This is a genomic window from Psychrobacter sp. YP14 (assembly GCF_003209315.1).
GTDB lineage: Bacteria > Pseudomonadota > Gammaproteobacteria > Pseudomonadales > Moraxellaceae > Psychrobacter > Psychrobacter raelei.
The window spans coordinates 2,456,502-2,480,868 of sequence record NZ_CP029789.1 but is presented as its reverse complement, the minus strand read 5'-3'; the positions used below and the strand labels follow the sequence as shown (position 1 = coordinate 2,480,868).

Below are 24,367 nucleotides of genomic sequence, written 5' to 3'. Positions count from 1 at the left end.
GCTAAAATAAACCTGTGTCAGCCGCGCATAAACAGCAACCAGATAACTAGCAGCCGCATAAATGACAAGCAGATAAAGCGCTGCTGTATAGGATTTAAAAGACGCTTAAAATAATAATAAATACCGGACAATAAGGGATAGGGAATAAAAAGATTGATAAATAGCCCAAACACTCCCATATAAATAATGAGTCTCTTATAATAATTTAAGCGAATAAGTAGTACCCTTTAAAACCATTGCCTCTTTATAATCAATTTATAATAATGAGTGATAGCCCTTTTATCAAAAATACGCTTTAATCGTGATTTGCTAAACTTGCGCCATTAGTGAGGCGCTAAATGTGTATAATTAAGCCATATTAAATAAAATAACAATAGGACGCCTAGTATGTCAGACAATAAAATCAACAATACCGACAGTTTAACCCACCGTATCTTGGTGGTTGATGATGATGCCCGTTTACGCTCTTTACTACAGCGCTTTTTGGAAGATGATGGCTTCGTGGTGCGTACCGCCCATGATGGCAGCCAAATGGATAAACTGATGCAGCGCGAGTTATTCTCCTTGGTGGTATTAGACTTAATGCTACCCGGTGAAGATGGCATTGCTATCTGTAAGCGCCTGCGTGAAGAGAACAGTGATATCCCTATTATTATGCTCACTGCAAAAGGCTCAGACAGTGATCGTATTGCTGGCCTTGAGGCGGGTGCTGACGACTATTTGCCTAAGCCTTTTAACCCAAAAGAGTTGCTGGCCCGTATCAAAGCGGTTCTGCGTCGTCACAGCCGTGAGCTGCCTGGTGCGCCTTCGCAGCAAGTGGAGGTGGTGGAGTTTGGCCCATGGACGCTTGATTTATCTACTCGAACTTTAAAACGTGATGGTAACGTGGTCACCTTGACCACAGGTGAGTTTTCGGTATTGAAAGCTTTAGTACAGCACCCTCGAGAGCCACTCACGCGTGATAAGCTGATGAATTTAGCACGTGGCAGAGAGTGGGGTGCTATGGAGCGCTCAATCGATGTGCAGGTATCGCGTCTACGCCGCCTGATCGAAGATAATCCTTCACAGGCTCGTTATATCCAGACAGTCTGGGGTGTGGGGTACGTATTTGTTCCTGATGAAGAAGAGGCCTAGCCTGCATGTAGGTATTTATTAGTAGGTATCTATTAGTAGGTATTTGTTAGGGTGTTGATAGGTGACAGTACTCCTTTTTACCAATTAACGCATCTAATAAGACATGGCTCATCAAAGACACAAGCCAATAAAAAAGGCGCTTAGCCCTTGGGACTAAGCGCCTTTTTTATTGTCTGCTTGGCTAACGTAGCTGACTGTCTTTACTACCACGGCGGTTATAAAGCTCTTGGCTCTTGCTATGAGCTTCTATTTCACTTTGGCATTTTACGCAGTGCTCGACACCAGGCAGCGCTAGCCTACGTGCTTTGGGTATTTTTTCTCCACACTCATCACAATACAGCAGGCTTTCACCACTTGGCAACGCCCTGCGAGCCCGCTCTAGAGCATCATTCACTGTGGCGTCCATTTGTTCGTGTTCTGCGCCATCACGCGCCCATCCTCCGGCCATAATTGACTCCTTTTTATTATGCAGATGCACCCGGTAATCAGGGCGCTATCCTTAATATATGAGGCTCAAGCCGCCTGTTATCAAGCCAGAGTAAATAGGATTGGTAACACGCATAGCACAAAAATGTCACAAAAAAGGCCACCTATACGAGTTAGGCGACCTGATGTACTTAGCCTTGATGACAGGGCACTGGTTTAAAACACAGTTAGCAGGTGTCAGCTTTATTTAGGTTGTAATGCAATAACTTGACCTCTAACCCCAATACTGGCATCGCTCATTAAGCAGACATATGCCGGCATTAAGTCCTCAGCAGTCTTTAATGACATAGGGTTCTCGCCGGGAAAGGCATGGGCGCGCATGTTGGTGCGGGTGGCGCCAGGATTGATACAGTTAAAGCGTAGGCTGGTGGTATTTTGGGTTTCTTGAGTGAATATGTCACTCATGCCTTCCACCGCCTGTTTTGATAAGGCATACGCGCCCCAGAATGCGCGAGGATGCGTACCCACTGAGCTGCTTGTGAACACAAATGAGCCGTTATCTACAGATTTGACCAAGGGCATAAGCACTTGAGTGAGCATAAAGGTGGCAGTGGTATTCACTCGCATTACCTGCTCGAAGGTCACCACATCATACATCTCAAGCGGGGTTAGGGCACCCAATATACCAGCATTGTGTAACACGCCATGCAGCGTACCAATCTCACTTTGGATGAGATTGGCCAATTGCTGCATATCGCTATAGCTGGCTGATTCTAGGTTCATCGGCATGATGGCTGGCTGCTTACCACCAGCGGCTTCTATTTCATCATAGACCGCCTCAAGCTTGCTTAACGTTTTGCCAAGCAGTAATACAGTGGCGCCATATTTGGCATAGGTTAAAGCAGCCACGCGGCCAATGCCGTCACCAGCGCCAGTGACTAAGATGGTTTTACCCTCTAGACAATTGGGCTCAGGGTTAAAGGTGCGTATCGCTTCATGAGTTAAAACAGGTTGAGTCATAAGGTCACTACTATTTTGGTAGAGGTTTTATTAAATGGTAAATACTAAGTGATAACTGTTAAGTGATAAATACTAAGTTATAAGTACTAAGTTATAAATAATCAAACTGCTTTGAGCGCAGTAGTTTCACCAAGGCCTTGGGCGTGTCGGCAATATAATCGGCGCCCCAAGCTTCCAAGTCATCTTGGTCCTCTGGCGGGATATAGCCATAGCTGGCCAGAACCGTCGTCATGCCTGCTGCACTACCTGCTTGCACATCACGGATATGATCCCCGATATAAATCACACTGTTGGCAATACCGCGTGGCAATTCTAACTTCTCTAATGCCAAATACATAGGCTCAGGGTCAGGCTTGGTATTGCTCACATCATCGGGGCAGACCAGCACTGAGCAGCGCTCATCGAGAGCAAGGCTTTGTAATAATTTGGTGGACAAATAGCGCGGCTTATTGGTGACAATTCCCCAAGGAATGCCGCTTTTTTCATAAAAGCTTAGCAGTGGCTCAAGCTCTGTAAACACCTGGCTGTCAACACAGATATCGGCCTCATACTCATCCAAAAATTGCTGGCGGTAGTGCTGAATCTGCTCTTCAGTAAGCGGCTGCTCATTGTGCTTGAGCATTAGGCTCACCATAGCACCTGCACCGGCCGATACTTGCTCACGAATGGCTTGACTTGGCGGTACTTGCCAGCCATTTTGCTCTGACATACGCTTGATAATACGGATAAAATCAGCGGCGGTATCAATGAGAGTACCATCTAAATCAAATAAGACGGCTTTGACATAATTTGTTGACATAATGTTGTACTTTTTAAAAGGTGTGTTTATAACGCTAAACTTAAGCTCAGTGGCCCATTAAATAGAGCGCTAAATGGGCAATTAAGCGGGTTTTACGACGGCCATCATGTAGTTGACATCAACATTCTGTGCCAACCAGTAGCGTTTGGTGATGGGGTTGTAGTGTAGACCGATTAAGTCTTGACGGTTGAAGCCGGCATTAATTGCCATCTTGTCTAACTCAGCAGGCGTGATCAATTTGGCATAATCGTGGGTACCACGGTCAAGTAGACGCAGCACATATTCAGCACCAATAATGGCGAACAGATAAGACTTAGGGTTGCGGTTAATGGTCGATAGCACACACACCCCGCCCGGTTTTAGTAAATCATAGCAGGCTTGCACGATTTGGCTGGGGTCAGGTACGTGCTCTAGCATCTCCATACAAGTGATGACATCATAGCTCTGTGGCTGCTCAGCGGCCAATTGTTCAATAGCAATGTGCTTGTATCTTAGGCGGTCGGTTAAGCCGCTTTGCTCAGCATGTATGGTCGCGGCCTGTAGATTTTCAAGTCCCAAGTCCACACCGGTAGCATCAGCGCCTCGGCGGGCCATAGATTCGGTTAAAATACCGCCGCCACAGCCCACATCCAATACTGTTTTTCCGGTGAGCCCTGTGCCTGTGTAACGAATGACGTTCTCTTCTATCCAGTTCAAACGAAGCGGGTTAATCTGATGCAAGGTTGCAAAAGGACCTTGTTTGTCCCACCATTGGCTGGCGAGTTGAGTAAATTTACCCACTTCACTCATATCAACATTATTACCCAGATTAGAGGCGGTATTATCAGTGGCAGCAGTGTTAGAGATTGCGTCGGTATGGGTCTGAGTCATGAGCTGTCCTAAACCTTAAAATATTAGGGGGGTTAATAGGGGAAGATAATATAAGGCTGATACCCGATACTGGGCTTAAAATGCCTTATTATGAGATGGTCTATCTTACCATGCTTCGTAAATCCTATCTTACCATGCTTCATAAAATAGGGCATCTTTGATAATATTTTGCTACGATGACTACGCCATTATTTTAAGGTTGTTGGCTGAAAAAAATCAGAATATAAGATCTAAATGAGAATTACTAACGCTTATTTAACCATTGGTTAAGGTTTTAGCAATGCTGACGGTTCACACAGACTGGGCAAATGCGGTATCATAGGCAATCTTAAAAAAAGTAAAGTAGCAGGCGACAATCTACTAAAGATATCAAGATCAGGGTTGTTTGAACTCGCTGTCGCTGTAAGCTCTATGTTGAATACAAGCCACTTATAATATAGACCCCAATCACCTCCTAAATATTCTTAAGGAATTACGATGAAGTTTTATTCTCAACGAGGTTTTGCTTTGGCCTCTTTAGCTGCTGCCGTTGGTTTGGCTTCTATGCCAGCATTTGCTGCAGATTATGTGGCCGGTAAAGACTATATAGTATTGGACAATCCCGAAACCATCAGCGGTGACAACATTATTGTACGTGAGTTCTTCTGGTACGGTTGCCCTCATTGTTACAATCTAGACCCTTATATGCTTAAATGGGCGAAAAACAAGCCAAGCGACGTCATCTTCATGCAGTCGCCTGCTGCGCTTAATCCTATGTGGGAAACAAATGCCCGAGGATTCTATGCCGCTCAACTTATGGGATATCTACCGCAAACTCACACTAAGCTATTTGATGCCATCCATAAAGACAACAAGCGTCTGTTTGATCAAGCTTCTTTATCTAAATGGTATGCAAGCCAAGGCTTAGACCAAAAAGAGTTTAACAAGCTATACAATTCATTTGCGGTAAGTACCAAAGTAGCGCGCTCTAAAGCAGGTGCTATGCGTTATCAAATTACTGGTGTGCCTGCGGTAGTGGTACATGGTAAATACGTGGTACAAGGTGAAGATGGTAAGGTGCCAAAAGTGGTGGATTACTTAGTCAAAAAAGTACGTATGGATATGAAAGCGGGTAAATAGCCAAGCTTTTATGTCGTGGTTTGATTTTTGATTACCGCTACTTATTATCCTAAGACAATTAAGACTGAGCTTAAGCTCAGTCTTTTTTTTTGGCTAAAAGCTATATAGGTAGGTGATTTTTAGGTGTTATCACTAATGCAAATAGTGGCGTTAATCAAGTTTTTCTGAAGGTGATTATTTTGTAAATATGGCGAATTAGATAAAAATAACTGTTGTGAATAAGAATTATTATCGTTATCATAAGCAGTAACTTACTAATCTTAGGTGCTTTGGCAAGCCAATAACTGAGGGTGTTAAAATGATCGTTTGCATATGCAATAATGTTAAGGACCGCCAAATTAAAGCGGCACTTGCTTCGGGCGTGGACTCTATGGATGCCTTAAAAGAGGCCTTAGATGTGGCTACTTGCTGCGGCTGCTGTGAACCTATGGTCAACGACTACCTAGAAGAGCATCATGCCATGAGCTACGATAGTGAATTGGTAAGTCAATTGGCTTATGCCGTTTAGCTTGCCTTTAACCTTAGTGGATTAAAAGCAAAACAGCCTAAAGCGTAGATACAATATAAAAGACAATATAGTGAAAGTGAGCCATGATAAATTCAGGTTCACTTTTTTTTGTTTGATACGTTCTCATTTGCATTTGTCCCTCCATTCTCAGTTCTAAAAACAACTGTCTTAATACTGTGAATTTGCTACTATATTATTTATACAAAGAGTTATGGTTATACAAAGAGTTATGGGTTTAAAGACGTAGCCACATTGAAAATGATAGGGCGTCACTTATAAATAAAATGTTAAATAAAAGGTAACTACCATGAAAGGCAGCCAAAAAGTCATTGATTACTTAAACTTCTTGCTCGGGGGTGAGTTAGGGGCCCGCGATCAGTACTTTATCCATTCAGAGATGTATGGTGAATGGCATTACGGTAAGTTATATGATCGTATTCATCATGAAATGGAAGATGAAACCTTACATGCCCAAGCCATTATCCGCCGTCTATTAATGCTAGGTGGCAAACCTAACATGACTGTAGATCCTATCAATATAGGTAGCACAGTACCTGAGATGCTGAAGCTAGACTTAGAGCTAGAATACAAAGTACAGCAACATCTAAAACAGGGCATCGCGCTGTGTGAACAAGAGCACGACTATGTCACCCGTGATATTTTGGTGGCTCAGTTAGAGGATACTGAAGAAGATCATGCGCACTGGTTAGAGCAGCAGCTTCGATTGATTGACATGGTAGGTCTACCAAACTACTTACAGAGCCAAATGGGCGAGATTTCAGAATAAGCCTCATTTGCTATGAGTACACAATTTTAGCCGCCATGAAGTCAACAGCAGGATTAGGAGAAAGTTATGCAGGGTGACAAAGACGTTATTCGTGCCTTAAACAAGGTGCTTGGCCAGTCATTAATCGCAATCAACCAGTATTTTTTGCATGCCCGTATTGCCAAAAACTGGGGTATTGAAGAGTTAAATGAGGCGTTTTATAAACAATCTATCGCTGAGATGAAATGGTCAGATGCGCTGATTGAACGCATCTTATTACTAGAAGGTCTGCCTAATTTGCAAGATTATGGCAAGCTGTTCATCGGTGAAAATGTGGCCGAGATGATTGAGTGCAACGTACTTTTAGAAAATCAAAAATTTGATACCATTACCGAATCAATTACACTGTGTGAGCAAAAGCAAGATTACGTGTCTCGCAAGCTGCTACTGGATCTAAAAGACGGTAATGAAGATTATGTGGATTGGTTAGATACTCAAAAAGACTTGATTGAAGCTATGGGTATTGAGAATTATATCCAAGCCAAAATCGAAGATGAGTAATACGTTATCTCGCTATTACCTTTGTAGTCTTTGCCAAAGACCCGCTTAGTCATAAGTGGGTCTTTTTTTTGTTAATTCTGCTCAGTCATGAGTTAAGTTGTACTCATCAGCAGGTTACAGCTATACTAAAAACGCAAGGTAGTATTTGTGGTATAACTAGTGTCACCCCCCAAGTATGATTTTAATAAAAAATAGGAGTAGCTATGCCTGCATTACGTTCCGATGTTGATCCTGATGGTTTGTTAGAGTATTCAGTAGTTTATACCGATCGTGCTTTAAACCACATGTCAAAAGTATTTCAGCAAGTCATGACTGACTTATCCAGCAATCTAAAGCAAGTTTATGCTGCCGATGCTGTGGCCATTGTACCAGGCTCAGGCACCTATGCTATGGAAGCGATTGCTCGCCAATTGGCCACAGATAAAGACTGTTTGGTGATACGCAATGGCTGGTTTAGTTATCGCTGGACCCAGATTTTAGAAAAAGGCAAAATTGCCAAATCTGTAGAAGCGCTAAAGGCCCAGCAAGTAGAAGGTGAGTCAGAACAAGGCGCGCCCAATCCATTTGCACCTGTGGCCATCGAAGACGCTGTGGCTGCCATTAAAGACAAAAAGCCTGCTGTGGTATTTGCGCCGCATGTTGAGACCGCCTCAGGTATGATTTTATCTGATGACTACATCAAGCAGTTAGCAGAGGCTGTACATAGTGTGGGTGGATTACTGGTTATCGACTGTATTGCTTCAGGCTGTATCTGGCTGGATATGAAGCAGTTAGGTATTGATGTTCTGGTTTCTGCGCCGCAAAAAGGGTGGAGTAGTACCCCTTGTGCCGGTCTTGTTATGCTCAGCGAAAATGCGGTCGCCCAAGTAGAGGCGACTGAGTCTGACAGCTTTAGCTTAGACTTAAAGCAGTGGCTTAATATCATGCGTGCCTATGAAAATGGTGGACATGCCTATCATGCCACTATGCCCACCGATGGCCTACGTATGTTCCGTGATGTGATGCTAGAAGCCAAAGAAATCGGCTTTGAGGAATTAAAGCAGGCGCAGTGGGAGCTTGGCAATCGTATCCGCGACTTGCTAGAAGACCGCGGTATCCAAAGCGTTGCTGCCGAAGGCTATCAAGCACCAGGTGTGGTGGTGTGCTACACCCAAGATGAAGAGATGCACAAAGGCCGTGCTTTTGCTGCTCAAGGTATGCAAATTGCCGCCGGTGTGCCGCTACAAGTGGGTGAGCCTGATGGCTTTAAGACCTTCCGCTTAGGTCTGTTTGGCTTAGATAAATTGATCGATATCGATGGGGCCGTGGCACGCTTTAAGCAAGTGCTAGATAAGGTGCAGCCTGCTGCTTAATTGGCTGATTGTAAGAGTTAAAAAAACGCCAGCGAATCATTCCTCGTTGGCGTTTTTTATCACCGGTCGCCGTAAAACCACCCACTTCAGGGGTGGATATAAGGCGACACACACTGTCGTGATCAGTACTTAAAGTATTGCAAGTTAAAATTAACCTCGCCATACTAACCCTATGAAAACCCTCAAGCTACGCATCAAAGACAAACATGCAAACCAGCTAAACAAACTAGCTGGGAGTGTTAACTATGCGTGGAACTATGTTAATGCGTTAAGCTTTGAGCATTTAAGACGCACAGGTAAGTACTTTTGGGCCTATGATTTAAGCCAATACACCAAAGGTAGTGGTGAGTATTTAGGCTTGCACTCGCAAACTCTGCAAGCCATCAACGAAACTCATGCCAAATCTCGTAAGCAGTTTAAAAAAGCCAAACTTAATTGGCGAACCAACCGACCCGATGCCAAACGAAAAAGCTTAGGTTGGATACCTTTTAAAAAGTCTGCTATCAAGTATCTACATACCAGACAAACGGGGAAGAAAGCACTTAAATCAACCATACAGCTATCGCTCTGTAAAGGTCAAAAGATTATCATAGACCTCTTTGATAGCTATAATCTATCTTTGTATCAAATCAATACGCTTGAGATAGTGCAAGACAGCCGTAATCGTTGGTATGCCTGTATTACCGTCAAAGATTTTCCTAGACAAGCAAGTGGCAAAGGCAGCGTTGGTATTGACTTAGGCTTAAAGCAGTCTGCTACCACATCAAATGGTGATAAATTAACGATTAAGCAAACACAAAAGTGGGCGAAAAAGCTCGCTGTTGCTCAACGAGCAAATAATAAAAAGCGTGTGAAAGCAATCCACGCCAAAATCAAAAACACAAGATTAGACTTAATTCATAAATTCACCACCCAATTAGTTAAGGATAATGCCTTAATTGTGGTTGGTGATGTTAAATCCCGATCATTCACAAGTAAGAGAACCAAACTGGCTAAATCAACATACGATGCAGGATGGTTTGAACTCAAAAGACAACTGGAATATAAATGCAAGTATGCAGGTTGTCAGCTTGAGATAGTGGATGAGAGTTACACTACCCAGACCTGCTCGTGCTGCCTTAAAATAAGCGGTAGTAGTCCAAAAGGTAGAGCAGGTCTTGGAATAAGAGGATGGAGGTGTGCTGAGTGTGGCACATGGCATGATAGAGATATCAATGCTGCCAAGAACATCCTTGCGGTCGGGCTTGACCGTCTAGCTGTAGGAATCCCCTCGGTTTAGCGAGGGGAGGAAGTCAAGGCGGCTATAAAGTATGGATACTGCCTAAGACTTTACCTTGGGCTCTTCATTGGCCATAGATTGGGCGGCATTACGCAGCTCAAACTTTTGGATTTTTCCGGTGCTGGTTTTAGGAATTTCACAGAAAATCACATGTTTGGGCACTTTAAACTTGGCCAGATGCTGACGACAATGCTCAATAACCTGATCACGGGTCAAAGTTGCGCCCTCAGCTATTTCGATGAAGGCCACAGGCACCTCTCCCCACTTATCATTGGAGGCTGCCACCACGCCGCAGCTACTCACCTCAGGCATTTTGTATAAGGTGTTTTCAATCTCAATACTTGAGATGTTCTCGCCTCCTGAGATAATAATATCTTTTAGGCGATCCATAATTTTGATATAGCCATCTGGGTATTTGACGCCCAAGTCTCCGGTACGGAACCAGCCGCCTGCAAACGCCTCTTTGGTCGCTTTGGGGTTTTTTAAATAGCCTTTCATAACCATGTTGCCCTTTAAGGCCAGCTCGCCCATCTCAGTTGCATCAGCAGCAACCGGCTCGGTGGTGCCTTGTTTGAATACCTCAAAGCCGCTCATTAAGTGTGACACCACACCTTGACGCGATTTTTTGGCAGCACGTTCTGACACCGAAAGCTGTTGCCATTCATCATGCTCAGCACAGATGGTCACCGGCCCGTAGACCTCAGTGAGACCATACACATGAGTGACATTAAAGTTCATCGCCTCCATCTTCTCGAGCATGGCTTCAGAAGGCGGCGCACCGGCCACAAAGCCTTTCACATTATGGTTAATGGCTTGCTGTAACTGGCTATCACCTGCCGCGATCATATTATGCACAATGGGGGCGGCGCAGTAATGAGTAATCTGATATTTGGCAATCAGTTTTAGGATTAAATTGGCATCGATTTGACGTAAGCAGACGTTAATACCAGCACGCTCAGCGACTGTCCAAGGAAAACACCAACCGTTACAATGGAACAAGGGCAAGGTCCATAAGTAGGTGGTATGCTTGGGCATGTCCCAATCTAAAATATTTGACAACGCATTCAAAGTAGCGCCGCGGTGATGATAGACCACGCCTTTGGGCTTGCCGGTGGTACCTGAAGTGTAATTGAGAGCAATGGCATCCCACTCATCGGTGGGATAGATGGTGCCATCAAAGGCTCTGATTGCCTCATCAGAGTCAAACTCACCGCTTTGTAAGAGTGCCTCATAGCTCATTTTGCCGAAAGCAGGCACATCAGGCAGCGTCATGTCGGTGGCGTGAATGAGGATTAAGTTGGGGAAGGTTTCTTGTATAAGCTCTACATGATGAGCGTATTCGCTGTCAATGATCAACACTTTGGCTTCGGAGTGCTGCAAACAAAAGGTGAGGGCATTGATGTCTAAACGCGTATTTAGAGTACACAGTACCCCTTGCGACATAGGTACTCCAAAAGCGGCTTCCACCATGGCCGGTGTATTGGGTGCCATAATGGCCACAGTATCTTCTTTGCCAATACCAAGCTTGCGCAGGGCGTGGGCCAATTTACGGCAGCGCTCAAAGGTTTGAGACCAGGTATAGGTAATGGGCGTGTTGACTAAATCATCATAAATGATAGAGGTTTTATGAGGATAGACCGAAGCGGCGCGAGTGAGGAATTGTAAGGGCGTGAGCGGCTGGTGATTGGCCTCGGTTTTGCCTAAACCGGTAGTATAATCGGTCATAAAAGATAGTCCTTTATCAGAAATGTTGAGTTAGGTATCTGAGCATGAATGTCTAAGCGGTCATTGCATACCCTTTGCACGACCCCTCTAAATAAGCTTATGATACAGATAGTTTGTCATTTTTATTGTGATGACAATGAGTGAGTATATGTTAACTCAAATTAGTTGGTCAACTACCAATATCAAATTTGTATTACCCAATATACCGGCTAAGTATAAGTTAATAAATAATTTTTTTTATGATTGAGTTGCCGCTTTAGTCCGCAGCCCTTTATAAGAGCTAATTATTAGTTCAGTTAAGTTAAGCAATGTTATCGGTAGAGAACCCGCTACCCATCTGTTACCTAACCATTTAGATAATTTTCCCTTTAAGTCATTGTATATTGATAAGGATATTTTTTATGGCAGCTGCCGCTACCTCAGCCCAACCTTCCATCTCGGTCGATAATGCACAGAATATTTCTGTGACCAATATGGCCTATCCACATATTTTTGAGCCTTTAGATTTGGGCCACACCAGCTTAAAAAATCGTATTGTCATGGGGTCGATGCACACCGGATTAGAAGATCGCTTTTATAACTACGGTAAGCTGGCAGCTTATTTTGCTGAGCGTGCTAAAGGCGGCGTGGCGATGATGATTACCGGTGGTATTTCACCCAACCGTGAAGGGTGGCTGCTGCCGGCAGGTGGTAGTATGAATACTAAAGCGGATGTGATTAATCATCAGCGGTTAACCCGTGCGGTACATCGCCATGACAGTAAAATCATTATGCAAATTTTGCACAGTGGTCGTTATGGTTATCATCCATTTGTGGTATCTGCCAGTCCCTTTAAGTCGCCAATATCCCCCTTTAAACCGCGCCAAATGAGCATTAAAAATATCAAAAGTACCATTGCTGATTATGCGCGCTCTGCTAGTCTTGCCAAACAAGCTGGCTACGATGGGGTAGAGGTGATGGGCTCAGAAGGCTACTTACTGAACCAGTTTTTATCGCGTCATGTGAACCAGCGCACCGATGAATATGGTGGTGATATCAATGGGCGTATGAAGTTTGCAGTCGAAGTAGTCGAGGCAATACGTGAAGCGGTGGGTGAAGACTTTATTATTATATTTCGTTTATCCATGATTGACTTGGTCGAAGATGGCAATGTTATGGATGAAGTCATCACGGTCGCCAAGGCATTAGAGGCGGCTGGGGTGAGTATCTTTAATACAGGTATCGGCTGGCACGAAGCCCGTGTACCGACCATTGTCACCAGTGTCCCACGTGCCGCTTTCGTGGATTATACTGCAGAGGTCAAAAAACATGTGTCCATCCCTGTGATGGCAGCCAACCGCATCAATATGCCACAGACAGCAGAGCAAATCTTGGCGAATGGGCAAGCTGATTTAATTCAGATGGCGCGCCCCTTTTTAGCAGATCCAGACTGGGTCAATAAGGCCAAAAATGGTCAAACCGATCGCATCAATACCTGTATTGCTTGTAATCAGGCCTGCTTAGACCATACTTTTGAAAACAAGCGATCCACCTGTTTGGTCAACCCCAGAGCCTGCTATGAGACTGAGCTTAGCTATGAGCCTACCAAAAAGCCGAAGAAAATTGCTGTGGTTGGTGGCGGTGTGGCAGGCATGTCAGCGGCGACCATTGCTGCCAAACGTGGCCATGATGTCACCCTTTATGAGGCCAAAGACATCTTAGGCGGCCAGTTCAACTACGCCAAAGTGATTCCGGGTAAAGAAGAGTTCTTTGAAACCACCCGCTATTATCTCAACGAATTAAACTATCAAAACGTTGCCATTAAGCTCAATACCAAAGTGACCAAAGAGATGTTGGACGAGGCTGACTATGACCACGTCATTATCGCCACAGGGGTAGTGCCACGCAGCTTAGAAGGCAAGCTTGAAGGGGCGGATAATGCTAAGGTGATTAGTTATGCTGAGCTGCTATCTGGCGAAAAAGCTGTGGGTGAGAGCGTAGCGGTGATTGGGGCTGGCGGTATTGGCTTCGATGTCAGTGAGTACTTGACTGCCCGTCATGGCCAGCCACTACATGAATTGGGCCCTGAGACCTTAAAAGACCCAAGCTACCGCCCTGAGCCGCAGTCTGTGACTGACTGGAAGCAAGAGTGGGGGGTGAATACTCAAGCGGATTATCAGACCGATGGCGGCTTAACTCGTCCTGAGAAGATTGTTCCGGCTCGCCGTGTGTATTTGCTACAGCGCCGTGATGGTCGTCTGGGCAAGGGGCTGAACAAAACCACCGGCTGGGTGCACCGTGCCCATATTAAGTCTCATGGTGTGCTACAAATGCCTGGTGTGACTTATGACAAGGTAACCAATGAGGGCTTATGGGTCACCACGCCGCAAGGCCACAGTCAGTTACTTCGTGTTGATACCATTGTGGTCTGTGCAGGGCAAGAGTCAGTCAATGAACTTATGCCGGCCTTAACAGATGCCAAAGCCAGTACCAAACTAGGTAAAACTGAATACCATATTATTGGCGGTGCGAAATTAGCAGCAGAGCTTGATGCCAAACGGGCGATACGTGATGGGGCTGAGCTTGCTGCTAGACTATAACGCCAGCTCATAGCTTAATCATAATCAGACATAAAAAAAAGAGGCCGTTAACGGCCTCTTTTTTTTGGTTTTGCGACAACAATGGCTTATCTGGCTAAAAGCTACGTGCAGCAGCTAGGCGGCAGATTTCGCCAACAACACTGAATAGAAGATAAAGGTTAAAATGAGCACCACGCCACTGCCATGCTTCATCTCACCTTGGCGCTTAAAGGCTATAATTGCCAATATAAAAAGTAGCACGCTGACCATGCCCACCATCATCACATCGCGAGACAAAATCTGAGGGTCAATGTGTTGCATGGGTTTAATGATGGCAGCCAGCCCTACCACACCTAATGTATTAAATAAATTTGAGCCAATGACATTGCCCAGTGCCATGTCATGCTCACCGCGTCTAGCGGCTGCCACACTGGCTACCAGCTCGGGTAATGAGGTGCCAATGGCCAAGATGGTTAGACCGATAAGCAGCTCACTCATGCCCCACAGTGTGGCTAATTCAACCGCACCCCAAACGATGGCTCGTGAGCTGGCGATTAATAAACTCAAGCCCAGGATTAATGTGCCAAAGGATTTGAAAACATTAACCTGCTCTTTGGCTGCCAATTGCTCTGGTAACTCTACTTTGTCCTTGTTACTTCGTAGACTTAACAGAATCTGTATCAGTAACACCGCCACTAAGGCGACAACAAGCACAATGCCATCGAGCCGAGATAAATTGCCATCGACCAACTGAATAGCTGCCAAAGCAGTGACCGCCAGTAACAGCATTAAGTCGTATCGAATCACATCGCTACGGATCAAGATGGGGCTAATTAACGCGGTCACGCCAAGTACTAAGGTAATATTGATAATATTAGAGCCATAAGCGTTACCCAGCGCCAAATCCGGACTACCAGCAAACGCTGCCAAGGCAGATACCACAAGCTCGGGCGCTGAAGTACCAATGCCTAAGATAATGACCCCAATCAAAAAGCTTGGCATATTAAAGCGCACAGCCAAGCTGGTGGCACCATCAATAAAGGTGTCTGCACTCCAAACTAAAATGGCCAATCCAAGGACAACAGCGACAATCGCTAGGCCCATAAAACACTCCCATACGGATTAATAAAAATAATAGGATAATAAAAATAAAAAATGCTAAGCAAAGTGAATCGCTTAGCATTTACTAAAAGGGGAAATAAAGGGTAGGGATTAAGACACTTGGACCGGAATGATATTGGCCGTATCTTTTACAGTATTGTCTTCATTACAATAGACTAGTTTTGGTTTATGCGTATCGGCTTCTTGCTCATCCATCTGAGCGTAAGCACAAATGATAACGATGTCGCCTAAGTCTGCCATATAAGCGGCAGCACCATTTAATGAAATAATACCAGAGCCGGCTTCAGCACGGATGGCATAAGTGCGAAAGCGCTTGCCATTGCTGACGTTGTAGATATCAATGGATTCGTTTTCACGAATACCAGCTAGATCCAATAAGTCGCCATCTATCCCACAAGAGCCTTCATAGTGCAAATCTGCATGGGTAACGCGGGCACGGTGTAATTTGCCTTTTAATAAGGTCAATAACATAGAGGATTCCTTGAAATAATGGGCCGGAAAAATTGTACGCAAAAAACGTGAGAGCAAATTATACTCATAAAAACAGCACTATTCTGCTATTTTTTGAATAAATTCGCAAAAAGAAAAATACGGAAGGGGTAGTAACTTAATAGCGGCAAATATCAAAAAATCAATAGCCGCCTTAAGTTAATGTCTATCAATTGGGAAGTTTAAAGCCATTAATTTGACTGCGTGCTTTTTCAATATCGCCAGTTACCATCAACTTTAATGAGGACATAGCGGCGTCTAAAGCAGCTTCAATAGCAATTTGATCTTCAGGAGAGGGTTTAGATAGGACATGGCCACTTACTTTAGATTTATGACCAGGATGGCCAATGCCTATACGTAAGCGGTGAAAGTCATTGCCTAAATGGGGCGTGATATCACGTAGGCCATTATGACCGCCATGACCACCGCCAGTTTTTAGCTTAATACTACCTGCTGCAATATCAAGCTCATCATGAGCGATAAGGAGCTCTTCAGGTTTAATGTCATAGTATTTCGCCATAGGCACAACCGATTGACCTGACTTATTCATAAAAGTCATCGGCAACAACAGGCGAACATCGGTACCAAAGATACGTCCGCGTCCAGTTAAGCCATTGAACTTCTTGTCAGCTGCCAATTCAATATTAAATTGATCGGCAATCAGGGCCACAAACCAAAAGCCAGCATTATGTCGGGTTTCGACATACTGCTGACCTGGGTTGCCAAGCCCAACAATAAGTTTAAGTTGGGACATAGCGTTCTCACTGTCTAGTAAGTAAGGAGGGCCACCCATAACTGATAGCACAAGGCGTATCGGTTGTGAGTGGCGGGCGAAAATTATTCGCCTTTGTCTTCTTCACTACCTTGTTCGGTAGCTGGAACGTCAGCTGCGTCAACTTCTTCAGCATCAGTGTCAACTTCTTCAACAGTTGGGGCCTGCATGTTAACCACAGTGCGGTCAACTGGCTCATCAACGTCAAGTTCGAAGATAACAACACCTTCAGGAAGTTTGATGTCTGTTAAGTGTAGAGACTCACCGATTTCTAGGTTAGACACATCTACTTCTAGGAATTCTGGTAGGTTAGAAGGTAGACATACGATTTCGATGTCAGTCACTAGCGTAGATAAGATACCGCCTGCTTTGATACCTGGCGCTTCTTCACGACCTGTGAAGTGCAATGGAATCTGCATGTTGATCTTCTGACCTTTAACGATGCGCTGGAAGTCAGCGTGCATTGCAAAGCCTTTAGAAGGATGGCGCTGTAGGTCTTTAATAACCGCTAGATGCTCTTCGCCTTCAAGGTTGATGGTCAAAATGTTTGAGAAGAAAGCTTCGTTTTCAAGAAGTTTCCATAGCTCATTTTTTTTGATAGCGATAGCTGTAGGCTCTTCGTTACCACCATAGATAATGGCTGGTACAAGATTTTGCTTACGCAGGCGGCGGCTCGCACCTTTGCCCTGCTGATCTTCGGTACGAGCGATGCCGTTTACCGTGTATAAAATATCACTCATGAGAGTATCCTTGATTAAATAATTTGGTTTGATGCTGTCTTCAAGCTACGCTTGCGACCAACGTGGCCAGACAAACATCGTAGTTTTTGTACCCAAAATAGCCTCAACTTGAGGTTGATACAGATACAAAGGCCGTATTATACGGGTAATGGGCATTAAAATCTAGCACAAAAAAACCGCCCGGCATTAGCGGGCGGTTTTTTTGTTAGTCATCAGGCTGCAGTGATTAGTCGATAGACTCAAACATTGCACTGATAGACTCTTCATTGTTGATACGGCGTAAGCTTTCGGCCAATAGTGAAGCAATGGTCACTTGACGAATTTTGCTGCAAGCCTTAGCTTCATCAGACAAAGGAATACTGTCCGTTACGACCAGCTCATCCAACACAGATTCGCCAATGGTTTTAATCGCATTACCCGATAATACAGGGTGAGTGATATAACCTAATACGCGACGGGCGCCATTGTCTTTAAGGGCTTGGGCGGCTTTACATAGCGTGCCTGCGGTATCTACCATGTCATCAACAATCACACAATCACGGTCTTTTACATCACCAATGATATGCATAACTTGTGATTCATTAGCACGAGCACGACGCTTGTCGATGATGGCAAGCTCGGTGTTACCGCCAAGCTCTTTGGCCATAGCACGCGCACGAACAACACCACCTACGTCTGGTGACACAACCATTAGGTTGTCGTAGCCTTGCTTTCTAAGGTCTTTTAACAATACTGGCGTACCGTAGATGTTATCTACTGGAATGTCAAAGAAACCTTGAATTTGGTCAGAGTGCAAATCGACAGTCATCACACGATCAATGCTAACGATGTTTAGCATGTCTGCCACTACTTTTGCCGAAATAGGCACACGCGCTGAACGGGGACGACGATCCTGACGGGCATAGCCGAAGTAGGGCATAACCGCAGTGATACGACCGGCACTTGAACGACGCAGTGCATCAGCCATCACCATGATTTCCATCAAGTTATCGTTGGTAGGGGCGCAAGTAGGTTGTAGAATGAAGACGTCTTTACCACGTACGTGCTCTTTAATCTCAACAGCGATTTCACCGTCAGAGAAGCGCGTGACATCAGCACGGCCAAGAGGAATGTGTAAGTGATCTGCGACAGTTTTTGCCAGCTCAGGGTGGGCATTACCCGTAAAAATCGCCAGATATGGCATGGTTCAAGTCCTATTTATTTGACTTAGGAGAGGAGCAGTAGAGACTGCACAAATAAAGAAGAAAGTTGAACGTTTAGAAAATGGCAGGGGTAGCTGGACTCGAACCAACGGATGTCAGGATCAAAACCTGATGCCTTACCAACTTGGCTATACCCCTGTAACAGACAAACTTTATCAAGAACTCATGTGCTGCTGTTAAAGTAGCATGTCTCTTGATAATTTACTATCAAAATATTTATAATTTATCAACATTTTGATACTTTTTACTTACTGTCTTCTCGGTTGCGTTCGACGCGAACTATACCGAAAACTAACTAGATATGTCAATAAACTAAGCCATTTAATTTTATAAATACCTGGCTAAGCCTTTGACGAATATGGCAGGGGTAGCTGGACTCGAACCAACGGATGTCAGGATCAAAACCTGATGCCTTACCAACTTGGCTATACCCCTTTATGGGCGAGTTATTATACACAAGAATTTTTCGATTGCAATAGTTTTTCAATACTAATTTAAAAGATATTATTTTTGATGGAAATTACCAGGGTTTAAAGTAGCAGGGTGCCCTGCATTTAGGTAGTCTTTAGGCAGCCTTTAAGTAGCAATTTTGCCAAATTATTCAGGGTTTTGTCCGTTTTTATCTAAACTTTGGGTCAGTACATAATCACAAGGCGCCCCAGCATTGCTAAGGTGATGTGTTATGAGGCTGATTTTGTCAGTAGGTATTGGCAAAAATACACTGCTGCCGGTACCGGTCATACGTGCTTGGGTGCCGGTGAGCGCCTCAAGCTGTCTAAGATAATTGAGTGCCTGATTCACCTCAGGCACCAACTTGGTCACCACCGGCTCAAATACATTGCTAAATGGCGCATTAAGCTGCTGTAAGTAGCAAGATTGTGCCGCTTTTATCTCATCTATGCTTAATGCGGGCACATTGCGCTGCAAGTCAGGGTGGGCAAATAGGGCTTGGGTTGCTGCATGAGCTGCAGGATTTAATAGCAAATATTGATGCTGTGGCAACTTGATGGGGGTTAGCCGCTCGCCGATGCCCTCAGCAATGGCATCTTGCCCAAGCACAAAAATTGGCACATCAGCGCCAACCGTTGCGCCAATCTTGATTAAAGCCTCGATGTCATAATGAAAGCCCCATAGCTTATTTAGCGCTATTAAGGTAGTGGCTGCATTTGAGGAGCCGCCACCAAGGCCTGCGCCAGTCGGTAGAACTTTGTTGAGCGTCACTTCGATAACCGGCAGGTGAGGGGTTACCGCTGGGTCAGATGACCGTGCGAGGGCACTGTTTTGCCATGCCTGTAGCAGCGCCACAGCCGCTTTGATGACCAAGTTGTCCATCACCTGTGCGGTGATGGCCACTGTGCTACTTAAGCGAACCGGTAAGTGCTGCTCATTAATCGGCGCTGTAGGATCGAAGCTGTCTTGGGTGACCAAGAACTCTAGGGTATCACCCCAGTCTAGCAAACGAAACACCGTCTGCAAGTTATGATAGCCATCTGCTCTTTTACCGGTAATGTGCAAAAACAGATTGATTTTCGCCGGTGAAAATAAACTAAGCTTGGCATACGAGGTCATAATACAGTCTTCTTACAAAAGGCTATTAACGTATCTGCTTTAACAGTGAATTGGACGCAACTTTATTGGTTATTTATCGTGCGCTATGGTCAAGATAACTCGGTGACCATCGTTACGCATCACAGTGATTTTATTGGGGCGACGGGTTTGTGCTGCGCTGTCTTTATAATCGAAGCGGGCTATCCAGTCGCCATTTTGTGAGGTCTGTAGGCGCCCTTGTGCGTCGAGCTCACTGTTGCTATCAGTAGGCGCAGGGCGACCAGAAATCCAGTGGCGCAGCTGAGAGATCGGGGCTTGCCAGCCTGTGGCTTGCTGCAATAATTCCTCTGGTGAGGCGGCACTAATCTCACCAGTACGGTCGCTGACTAAGGTTGCGGTATTACCATCATATTCAATCACAGTGTGGCCGATGCCCAGTGCGCCAGTGATATCAATGGCAAAGCGCTCATCTTCTTGTGCCCACACATAAAAGGCACTGCCAGATTGTGCAGCGGCAGTTTGTGTCTTAGGCGTGGTAACCCCAATTTTACCGCGAATGCTAAAGCTTTTTAGCAAGTCAGGATACTGAGCATCGCCTGCGGTGACGACCTGTGTGGTATTAGCGCCCCCTAACGTCTGAGTGGTCTGGCAGCCCGTGATTGCCACAGCACAAGCGGCTAGGGCTAAACCTGCCCAAGCTTTGGTCATGCGAGGGGTATTGGTAGGCTTAGTAGCGGTAATACCAGTGTCAATCATAGCGTCACTAGGGCGCTGAGTAACAGTAGCCGCACGGCTTGAAAACAGTAGGGTCATAATTGTCCTTAATAAATAAGTCTTAAAAATAAATCCAAAATTGAAGCAAGTGTATAACAATGATAATAAAAAGATAAAACTGGGCGCTAAAAACAGCCAATAAGCGCTAAGTTTAGCAAAGCTTTATCATCTGTAAGCATCTAGATGGTTCGGTTTTTGTGATTTTCACGGTATCGGCGGCGGCCAAATTTATAAGCTTTGTCGATTTATAATTAGGATAGATTGACAGCTGCACGACACATTCATACTAATACGACTGCAAGCGATCACTTAAATCTTGCTGACCGACCGCAAAGCGCTGCTGAATATCATTAAATAAGCTCAGCACTTTATCCTGCTCATCTAAGCCTTGATAAGCGCGCAGCAAAATAATTCCTGAGTCTAGGGTGGGCGAGATGTCATAAGGCCCCTCTAAATATTCGACCACTGCTTGATATTGCTGTTTTGATAGAGCATCAGCGGCTAAGATATTTAAAGCAGCCAAATAATTGTTTTGCTTAAACATAGGTGAGTCAAAAGGAATCTCTAATATTGACTGCGCCAAAGTAAGCGACTTTGCCACCTCTGTCTCGTCACCTTGCTCAAATAACAATACCGCCAATGCCAAAATATAATCCGGGTTTTCTGGGTTAATCAGCAGCAGATGGTCCAGCAGTTCGTGTTTGAGCGCGGTATCTTTTTCATTATCTAACAGTTGTGCGCGGGCAAAAAGTAGCTTGGTATCATCGGGCGCACGCGCATTGGCGTCGGCCAACAACTGCTGCGCTTCAGGCAATTTACCTTGCTGACGTAAGATATCGGCCTGCATGATGGCACTTTCGGGCGCATAGACATCAAATTGATGGCTAAACTGCTGTAAGGTGGCCAATGCTTGATCGGCATGACCCTGTAGCAACTGGATAGACACCAGCTTTTGACGTGCTTTTAACACTAAGTTTTCTTGCATGACTTTGGACAAAAACCGCTCAGCACGCTCGTATTTGTGCTGACGTTCGGCGCTGATACCCAAATAATAATAGGCTTGGTCGATATAAGCGGGGGAGGAGGCCAGCTCAGAGAGCAGCTCATCGGCCTTGGTATAAGCCTCAATATCGATACTGACCAAGGCGGCCAGCAAAGTCACCTCTTCATCATGAAATAAATCATGCGCTACTAATAACAAATCCCAAGCTTCTTGGGTCTGACCCAGCTCAAGTAGATAGCGTATTTCATAAAGATATAAGGTTTTATTATTCTTTAAGCGTTTGCGCTCGCTACTGACAAATTTTAAAACCTTACGATCAGGTTCTAGCTGCTTTAGGATATCGGCTTTTAGCACAATAAAGGGGGCGTTGTTGGGCTGAGACTTCAAGGCACGATTGACACTGACCAAAGCAATATCTGGCTGACCCAAATGTGACATTAGTCCAGCCTGCATGACAAGCAGTGAGGGGTTGTTGTGCTTGGGCAGTCGCAGCAAGGTCTCTAACAAGCGGCGCTGATCGGCCTCGTTATTGGGATAAATACCGATCAAAATCTCGCTCAAATCGGCTTGAGAATCATAACTTAATATCTCAGAGAGTACTTTTCCGGTCAGCTCATAATCACTGGCCTTGAGTGCCAGATGCGCCACATAAAATAAAGCAGGAATATGCTCTGGGTTTTGCTGCTGCCATTTGAGTGCAAAATCTAAGGATTCTCTGGGCGTCTCGTATAACAAAGACAACTCAAGCGCACGCTCAAACACACTGGTGGCATCTTGTTTGAATGACTCTTGTTTATAAAGCGCCAACGCTTGATCAATCTCGCCGCGACTTAACAAAAACTCGGCATTCATCACATTGAGCAGGCTAGGTCGGTCTTTGGTTAAGGACAGCCGGGTATTGCTATCTTGTTCTATGGGATGACTGCTGATATCGGGGTCTAAAGCGGGCTGTTCGGTCACCAATTTTCCTGCTCGCGGCTCAGAAGGTGGCTTTCTATCAATAATATTAATAATGGGCGAGAACACTCGGCGGATAGGATCAAGCACACTGGCATTGGCAGAGACTGAGAAAGTCGCCATGCTGGCCAGACTCAATAAAATACATAGCCTTAAAAAGCGTTGGCGAGCACTCAAGCTATTGGCAGCAGGCAAAACGGCATAAGAGGTCTTAGTGGGGTTTAATCGGTCATTTTGAGGGCCATTTAAGGGTTGGCCGATATCATAAGAGGAAGTGTTAGATGTGCGCTTGACAAAAAAAGGCTGTGACAAGCCATTAAACAGCCGAGTGCGCCCACTAGGGCTGCGTTTGGCAGCTTTACTATGTTTGGCGGCCGTACTGTTAAGGGCAGGATTTGTTTTGGTTGACTTAGATTTAACGGCATTATGCAAGCGGGCTTGAGCGCCCCGAAAACGATTTTCGACCCTTTGGGCTAACGCTTTAGATGAATCAAACTTACGCGAGAAAAGCATAATTTTCCGGTTGCTATGATAAAGAGTTAAGTCAAAAGCGCCGCTTATTGATTAAGCTAAGCCTGCCCAACACCTGACAGTATAAGTTATCTATTATAATCAAATATGATAGGGGCTAATAGTATCGATAGCGTATCAAGCTTGTTATTTTTGACGCTGCCACAACCACTGTGCTAAGTCGATTAAGCTGCTATTTTTATCAAAATTATCATCGATGGCTTGAGTTGCCGCCAAAAATAATGACTTGGCATAGTCGGTGGCAGCCTCTACGCCCATCAATTTGACATAAGTCGATTTGTTAAGTCCCTCATCACTGCCAGTAGGCTTGCCTAAAGTATCGGTACTTGAGGTGACATCCAAGATATCGTCTTGGACCTGAAATGCTAAGCCCACATTACTGGCAAATGAAGTAAGGGCTTGGTACTGAGTGTCATTGGCATCAGCGCAGGCGGCGCCCATTAACACCGCAGCCTCAATTAACGCCCCAGTTTTATCGCGGTGAATGGCCTCAAGCTGAGGCTGACTCACTTGTTTGTTCTCAGCATTTAAGTCCAGCATCTGACCTGACACCATGCGGCGGGCACGGGGTGCAAAAAGGGTAAGTAAGCTGGCCGCTTTGTCATTTGATATGGGCGCAAAACCAGGCAAGTCAGCGCTTAAAGCTTCAAAAGCCAAGGTCTGCAACACATCGCCGGCCAGCAGGGCTGTCGCCTCACCAAACTTAATATGGCAAGTGGGACGGCCACGGCGCAAGTCATCGTCATCCATACAAGGCAGGTCATCATGAATTAGTGAGTAGGTGTGCAAGAATTCAACCGCTAACATGGCACGGCGACAGTTGTCATCAAAGAGGGGTAAGGTGTCGATTGTGGCCGCCTGACTACCGGCAAGCACGGTAAGATAGCCGCTGGCCACTAGCAATGGACGCACTTTTTTGCCTTGCCCAGTCATGGCATAGTGGCAGGCCTCATGTAAGGGGCTAGGCAGATTGGCATGATTAAGCAGGGTCTCGATATCCGCTTGTAAGGTAGAGATGACCTGTTGGCTGAGAGTGTCAAAGTTGAGGTGCTGATTAGTCATAAAAGCGGACCCGATAAACAAAATTAGGACGATAAGAGAAGGTTAGGAGG

At 45.1% G+C, this 24,367-nt stretch carries 22 protein-coding genes and 2 tRNA genes; 8 read left to right on the top strand and 16 right to left on the bottom strand.

The window, feature by feature from the left end; genetic code table 11:
- Positions 1 to 387: 387 nt before the first annotated feature.
- Entirely contained in the window at positions 388 to 1,134 is a 747-nt protein-coding gene (gene ompR / locus DLE54_RS10140; protein WP_011961334.1) for a two-component system response regulator OmpR, read from the top strand.
- Between the two features lie 181 nt (positions 1,135 to 1,315).
- Here ompR and DLE54_RS10135 read toward each other — a convergent pair whose 3' ends face one another.
- The 4 genes from DLE54_RS10135 to ubiG all read right to left on the bottom strand — a co-directional run bounded on the left by DLE54_RS10135 (position 1,316) and on the right by ubiG (position 4,249).
- The gene (locus DLE54_RS10135) at positions 1,316 to 1,582 is read right to left on the bottom strand and encodes a DksA/TraR family C4-type zinc finger protein (RefSeq protein WP_011961333.1); all 267 of its coding nucleotides are present in this window, start codon (positions 1,580 to 1,582) and stop codon (positions 1,316 to 1,318) included.
- 221 nt (positions 1,583 to 1,803) lie between these two features.
- On the bottom strand, positions 1,804 to 2,580 hold the full coding sequence (locus DLE54_RS10130; protein ID WP_011961332.1) for a YciK family oxidoreductase: 777 nt from the start codon (positions 2,578 to 2,580) through the stop codon (positions 1,804 to 1,806).
- 91 nt (positions 2,581 to 2,671) lie between these two features.
- Positions 2,672 to 3,379: an HAD family hydrolase gene (locus DLE54_RS10125; protein ID WP_110817067.1), complete on the bottom strand. Its 708-nt coding sequence runs from the start codon at positions 3,377 to 3,379 to the stop codon at positions 2,672 to 2,674.
- Positions 3,380 to 3,460: 81 nt separating this feature from the next.
- Positions 3,461 to 4,249 carry a bifunctional 2-polyprenyl-6-hydroxyphenol methylase/3-demethylubiquinol 3-O-methyltransferase UbiG gene (ubiG, locus tag DLE54_RS10120; RefSeq protein WP_110817066.1) on the bottom strand — a complete coding sequence of 263 codons (789 nt, stop codon included), beginning with the start codon at positions 4,247 to 4,249 and terminating at the stop codon, positions 3,461 to 3,463.
- Positions 4,250 to 4,726: 477 nt separating this feature from the next.
- Between ubiG and DLE54_RS10115 the strand changes: the two genes are divergently transcribed.
- The 6 genes from DLE54_RS10115 (at position 4,727) to DLE54_RS10090 (ending at position 9,834) form a co-directional block, all read left to right on the top strand.
- Positions 4,727 to 5,368 (top strand): thiol:disulfide interchange protein DsbA/DsbL, encoded by a 642-nt coding sequence (locus DLE54_RS10115; RefSeq protein ID WP_110817065.1) that lies wholly within the window; start codon positions 4,727 to 4,729, stop codon positions 5,366 to 5,368.
- 298 nt (positions 5,369 to 5,666) lie between these two features.
- Positions 5,667 to 5,876 carry a bacterioferritin-associated ferredoxin gene (locus DLE54_RS10110; protein ID WP_011961328.1) on the top strand — a complete coding sequence of 70 codons (210 nt, stop codon included), beginning with the start codon at positions 5,667 to 5,669 and terminating at the stop codon, positions 5,874 to 5,876.
- 307 nt (positions 5,877 to 6,183) lie between these two features.
- Positions 6,184 to 6,663: a bacterioferritin gene (gene bfr, locus DLE54_RS10105; RefSeq protein WP_011961327.1), complete on the top strand. Its 480-nt coding sequence runs from the start codon at positions 6,184 to 6,186 to the stop codon at positions 6,661 to 6,663.
- A 66-nt stretch (positions 6,664 to 6,729) separates the two neighbouring features.
- Complete coding sequence (gene bfr / locus DLE54_RS10100) at positions 6,730 to 7,203, top strand: bacterioferritin (RefSeq protein WP_110817064.1); 474 nt, start codon at positions 6,730 to 6,732, stop codon at positions 7,201 to 7,203.
- Between the two features lie 203 nt (positions 7,204 to 7,406).
- On the top strand, positions 7,407 to 8,555 hold the full coding sequence (locus DLE54_RS10095) for an aminotransferase class V-fold PLP-dependent enzyme (RefSeq protein WP_011961325.1): 1,149 nt from the start codon (positions 7,407 to 7,409) through the stop codon (positions 8,553 to 8,555).
- Between the two features lie 172 nt (positions 8,556 to 8,727).
- Positions 8,728 to 9,834 carry an RNA-guided endonuclease InsQ/TnpB family protein gene (locus DLE54_RS10090; protein WP_110817063.1) on the top strand — a complete coding sequence of 369 codons (1,107 nt, stop codon included), beginning with the start codon at positions 8,728 to 8,730 and terminating at the stop codon, positions 9,832 to 9,834.
- A gap of 42 nt (positions 9,835 to 9,876) precedes the next feature.
- On the opposite strand, the gene DLE54_RS10085 is transcribed toward DLE54_RS10090, so the two are convergent.
- Positions 9,877 to 11,559 carry an AMP-binding protein gene (locus DLE54_RS10085; RefSeq protein ID WP_110817062.1) on the bottom strand — a complete coding sequence of 561 codons (1,683 nt, stop codon included), beginning with the start codon at positions 11,557 to 11,559 and terminating at the stop codon, positions 9,877 to 9,879.
- Positions 11,560 to 12,032: 473 nt separating this feature from the next.
- Here DLE54_RS10085 and DLE54_RS10080 point away from each other — a divergent pair, with 473 nt between their 5' ends.
- On the top strand, positions 12,033 to 14,138 hold the full coding sequence (locus DLE54_RS10080) for an NADPH-dependent 2,4-dienoyl-CoA reductase (protein ID WP_110817387.1): 2,106 nt from the start codon (positions 12,033 to 12,035) through the stop codon (positions 14,136 to 14,138).
- A gap of 114 nt (positions 14,139 to 14,252) precedes the next feature.
- Here the strand turns inward: DLE54_RS10080 and DLE54_RS10075 are convergent, their stop codons facing one another.
- The 11 genes from DLE54_RS10075 to DLE54_RS10025 form a co-directional block, all read right to left on the bottom strand.
- Entirely contained in the window at positions 14,253 to 15,221 is a 969-nt protein-coding gene (locus DLE54_RS10075) for a calcium/sodium antiporter (RefSeq protein ID WP_110817061.1), read from the bottom strand.
- 108 nt (positions 15,222 to 15,329) lie between these two features.
- The gene (gene panD / locus DLE54_RS10070) at positions 15,330 to 15,710 is read right to left on the bottom strand and encodes an aspartate 1-decarboxylase (protein WP_011961321.1); all 381 of its coding nucleotides are present in this window, start codon (positions 15,708 to 15,710) and stop codon (positions 15,330 to 15,332) included.
- A gap of 187 nt (positions 15,711 to 15,897) precedes the next feature.
- Positions 15,898 to 16,482 carry an aminoacyl-tRNA hydrolase gene (gene pth / locus DLE54_RS10065; RefSeq protein ID WP_041773826.1) on the bottom strand — a complete coding sequence of 195 codons (585 nt, stop codon included), beginning with the start codon at positions 16,480 to 16,482 and terminating at the stop codon, positions 15,898 to 15,900.
- Between the two features lie 83 nt (positions 16,483 to 16,565).
- Positions 16,566 to 17,240 carry a 50S ribosomal protein L25/general stress protein Ctc gene (locus DLE54_RS10060; RefSeq protein WP_110817060.1) on the bottom strand — a complete coding sequence of 225 codons (675 nt, stop codon included), beginning with the start codon at positions 17,238 to 17,240 and terminating at the stop codon, positions 16,566 to 16,568.
- A gap of 226 nt (positions 17,241 to 17,466) precedes the next feature.
- Entirely contained in the window at positions 17,467 to 18,423 is a 957-nt protein-coding gene (locus DLE54_RS10055) for a ribose-phosphate pyrophosphokinase (RefSeq protein ID WP_011961318.1), read from the bottom strand.
- Positions 18,424 to 18,504: 81 nt separating this feature from the next.
- Positions 18,505 to 18,580: transfer RNA gene (locus DLE54_RS10050), tRNA-Gln, on the bottom strand.
- Positions 18,581 to 18,801: 221 nt separating this feature from the next.
- A tRNA-Gln gene (locus DLE54_RS10045) sits at positions 18,802 to 18,877 on the bottom strand.
- Between the two features lie 162 nt (positions 18,878 to 19,039).
- Entirely contained in the window at positions 19,040 to 20,011 is a 972-nt protein-coding gene (gene ispE / locus DLE54_RS10040) for a 4-(cytidine 5'-diphospho)-2-C-methyl-D-erythritol kinase (RefSeq protein ID WP_110817059.1), read from the bottom strand.
- A 69-nt stretch (positions 20,012 to 20,080) separates the two neighbouring features.
- The gene (lolB, locus tag DLE54_RS10035) at positions 20,081 to 20,803 is read right to left on the bottom strand and encodes a lipoprotein insertase outer membrane protein LolB (RefSeq protein WP_110817058.1); all 723 of its coding nucleotides are present in this window, start codon (positions 20,801 to 20,803) and stop codon (positions 20,081 to 20,083) included.
- A gap of 247 nt (positions 20,804 to 21,050) precedes the next feature.
- Complete coding sequence (locus DLE54_RS10030) at positions 21,051 to 23,237, bottom strand: tetratricopeptide repeat protein (protein WP_110817057.1); 2,187 nt, start codon at positions 23,235 to 23,237, stop codon at positions 21,051 to 21,053.
- A gap of 144 nt (positions 23,238 to 23,381) precedes the next feature.
- Positions 23,382 to 24,317, bottom strand: a complete 936-nt coding sequence (locus tag DLE54_RS10025) for a polyprenyl synthetase family protein (RefSeq protein WP_110817056.1) — start codon at positions 24,315 to 24,317, stop codon at positions 23,382 to 23,384.
- Between the last annotated feature and the right edge of the window lie 50 nt (positions 24,318 to 24,367).

What these genes read in the sequence shown, in the direction of transcription:
- bfr (WP_110817064.1), top strand. Translation starts at nt 6,730, where the DNA reads ATGCAGGGTGACAAAGACGTTATTCGTGCCTTAAACAAGGTGCTTGGC.
- DLE54_RS10060 (WP_110817060.1), bottom strand. Translation starts at nt 17,240, where the DNA reads ATGAGTGATATTTTATACACGGTAAACGGCATCGCTCGTACCGAAGAT.
- DLE54_RS10110 (WP_011961328.1), top strand. Translation starts at nt 5,667, where the DNA reads ATGATCGTTTGCATATGCAATAATGTTAAGGACCGCCAAATTAAAGCG.
- DLE54_RS10135 (WP_011961333.1), bottom strand. Translation starts at nt 1,582, where the DNA reads ATGGCCGGAGGATGGGCGCGTGATGGCGCAGAACACGAACAAATGGAC.
- ispE (WP_110817059.1), bottom strand. Translation starts at nt 20,011, where the DNA reads ATGACCTCGTATGCCAAGCTTAGTTTATTTTCACCGGCGAAAATCAAT.
- ompR (WP_011961334.1), top strand. Translation starts at nt 388, where the DNA reads ATGTCAGACAATAAAATCAACAATACCGACAGTTTAACCCACCGTATC.
- lolB (WP_110817058.1), bottom strand. Translation starts at nt 20,803, where the DNA reads ATGACCCTACTGTTTTCAAGCCGTGCGGCTACTGTTACTCAGCGCCCT.
- pth (WP_041773826.1), bottom strand. Translation starts at nt 16,482, where the DNA reads ATGTCCCAACTTAAACTTATTGTTGGGCTTGGCAACCCAGGTCAGCAG.
- bfr (WP_011961327.1), top strand. Translation starts at nt 6,184, where the DNA reads ATGAAAGGCAGCCAAAAAGTCATTGATTACTTAAACTTCTTGCTCGGG.
- DLE54_RS10055 (WP_011961318.1), bottom strand. Translation starts at nt 18,423, where the DNA reads ATGCCATATCTGGCGATTTTTACGGGTAATGCCCACCCTGAGCTGGCA.
- ubiG (WP_110817066.1), bottom strand. Translation starts at nt 4,249, where the DNA reads ATGACTCAGACCCATACCGACGCAATCTCTAACACTGCTGCCACTGAT.
- DLE54_RS10030 (WP_110817057.1), bottom strand. Translation starts at nt 23,237, where the DNA reads ATGCTTTTCTCGCGTAAGTTTGATTCATCTAAAGCGTTAGCCCAAAGG.
- DLE54_RS10085 (WP_110817062.1), bottom strand. Translation starts at nt 11,559, where the DNA reads ATGACCGATTATACTACCGGTTTAGGCAAAACCGAGGCCAATCACCAG.
- DLE54_RS10115 (WP_110817065.1), top strand. Translation starts at nt 4,727, where the DNA reads ATGAAGTTTTATTCTCAACGAGGTTTTGCTTTGGCCTCTTTAGCTGCT.
- DLE54_RS10130 (WP_011961332.1), bottom strand. Translation starts at nt 2,580, where the DNA reads ATGACTCAACCTGTTTTAACTCATGAAGCGATACGCACCTTTAACCCT.
- DLE54_RS10025 (WP_110817056.1), bottom strand. Translation starts at nt 24,317, where the DNA reads ATGACTAATCAGCACCTCAACTTTGACACTCTCAGCCAACAGGTCATC.
- DLE54_RS10095 (WP_011961325.1), top strand. Translation starts at nt 7,407, where the DNA reads ATGCCTGCATTACGTTCCGATGTTGATCCTGATGGTTTGTTAGAGTAT.
- DLE54_RS10075 (WP_110817061.1), bottom strand. Translation starts at nt 15,221, where the DNA reads ATGGGCCTAGCGATTGTCGCTGTTGTCCTTGGATTGGCCATTTTAGTT.
- DLE54_RS10125 (WP_110817067.1), bottom strand. Translation starts at nt 3,379, where the DNA reads ATGTCAACAAATTATGTCAAAGCCGTCTTATTTGATTTAGATGGTACT.
- DLE54_RS10090 (WP_110817063.1), top strand. Translation starts at nt 8,728, where the DNA reads ATGAAAACCCTCAAGCTACGCATCAAAGACAAACATGCAAACCAGCTA.
- DLE54_RS10080 (WP_110817387.1), top strand. Translation starts at nt 12,033, where the DNA reads ATGGCCTATCCACATATTTTTGAGCCTTTAGATTTGGGCCACACCAGC.
- panD (WP_011961321.1), bottom strand. Translation starts at nt 15,710, where the DNA reads ATGTTATTGACCTTATTAAAAGGCAAATTACACCGTGCCCGCGTTACC.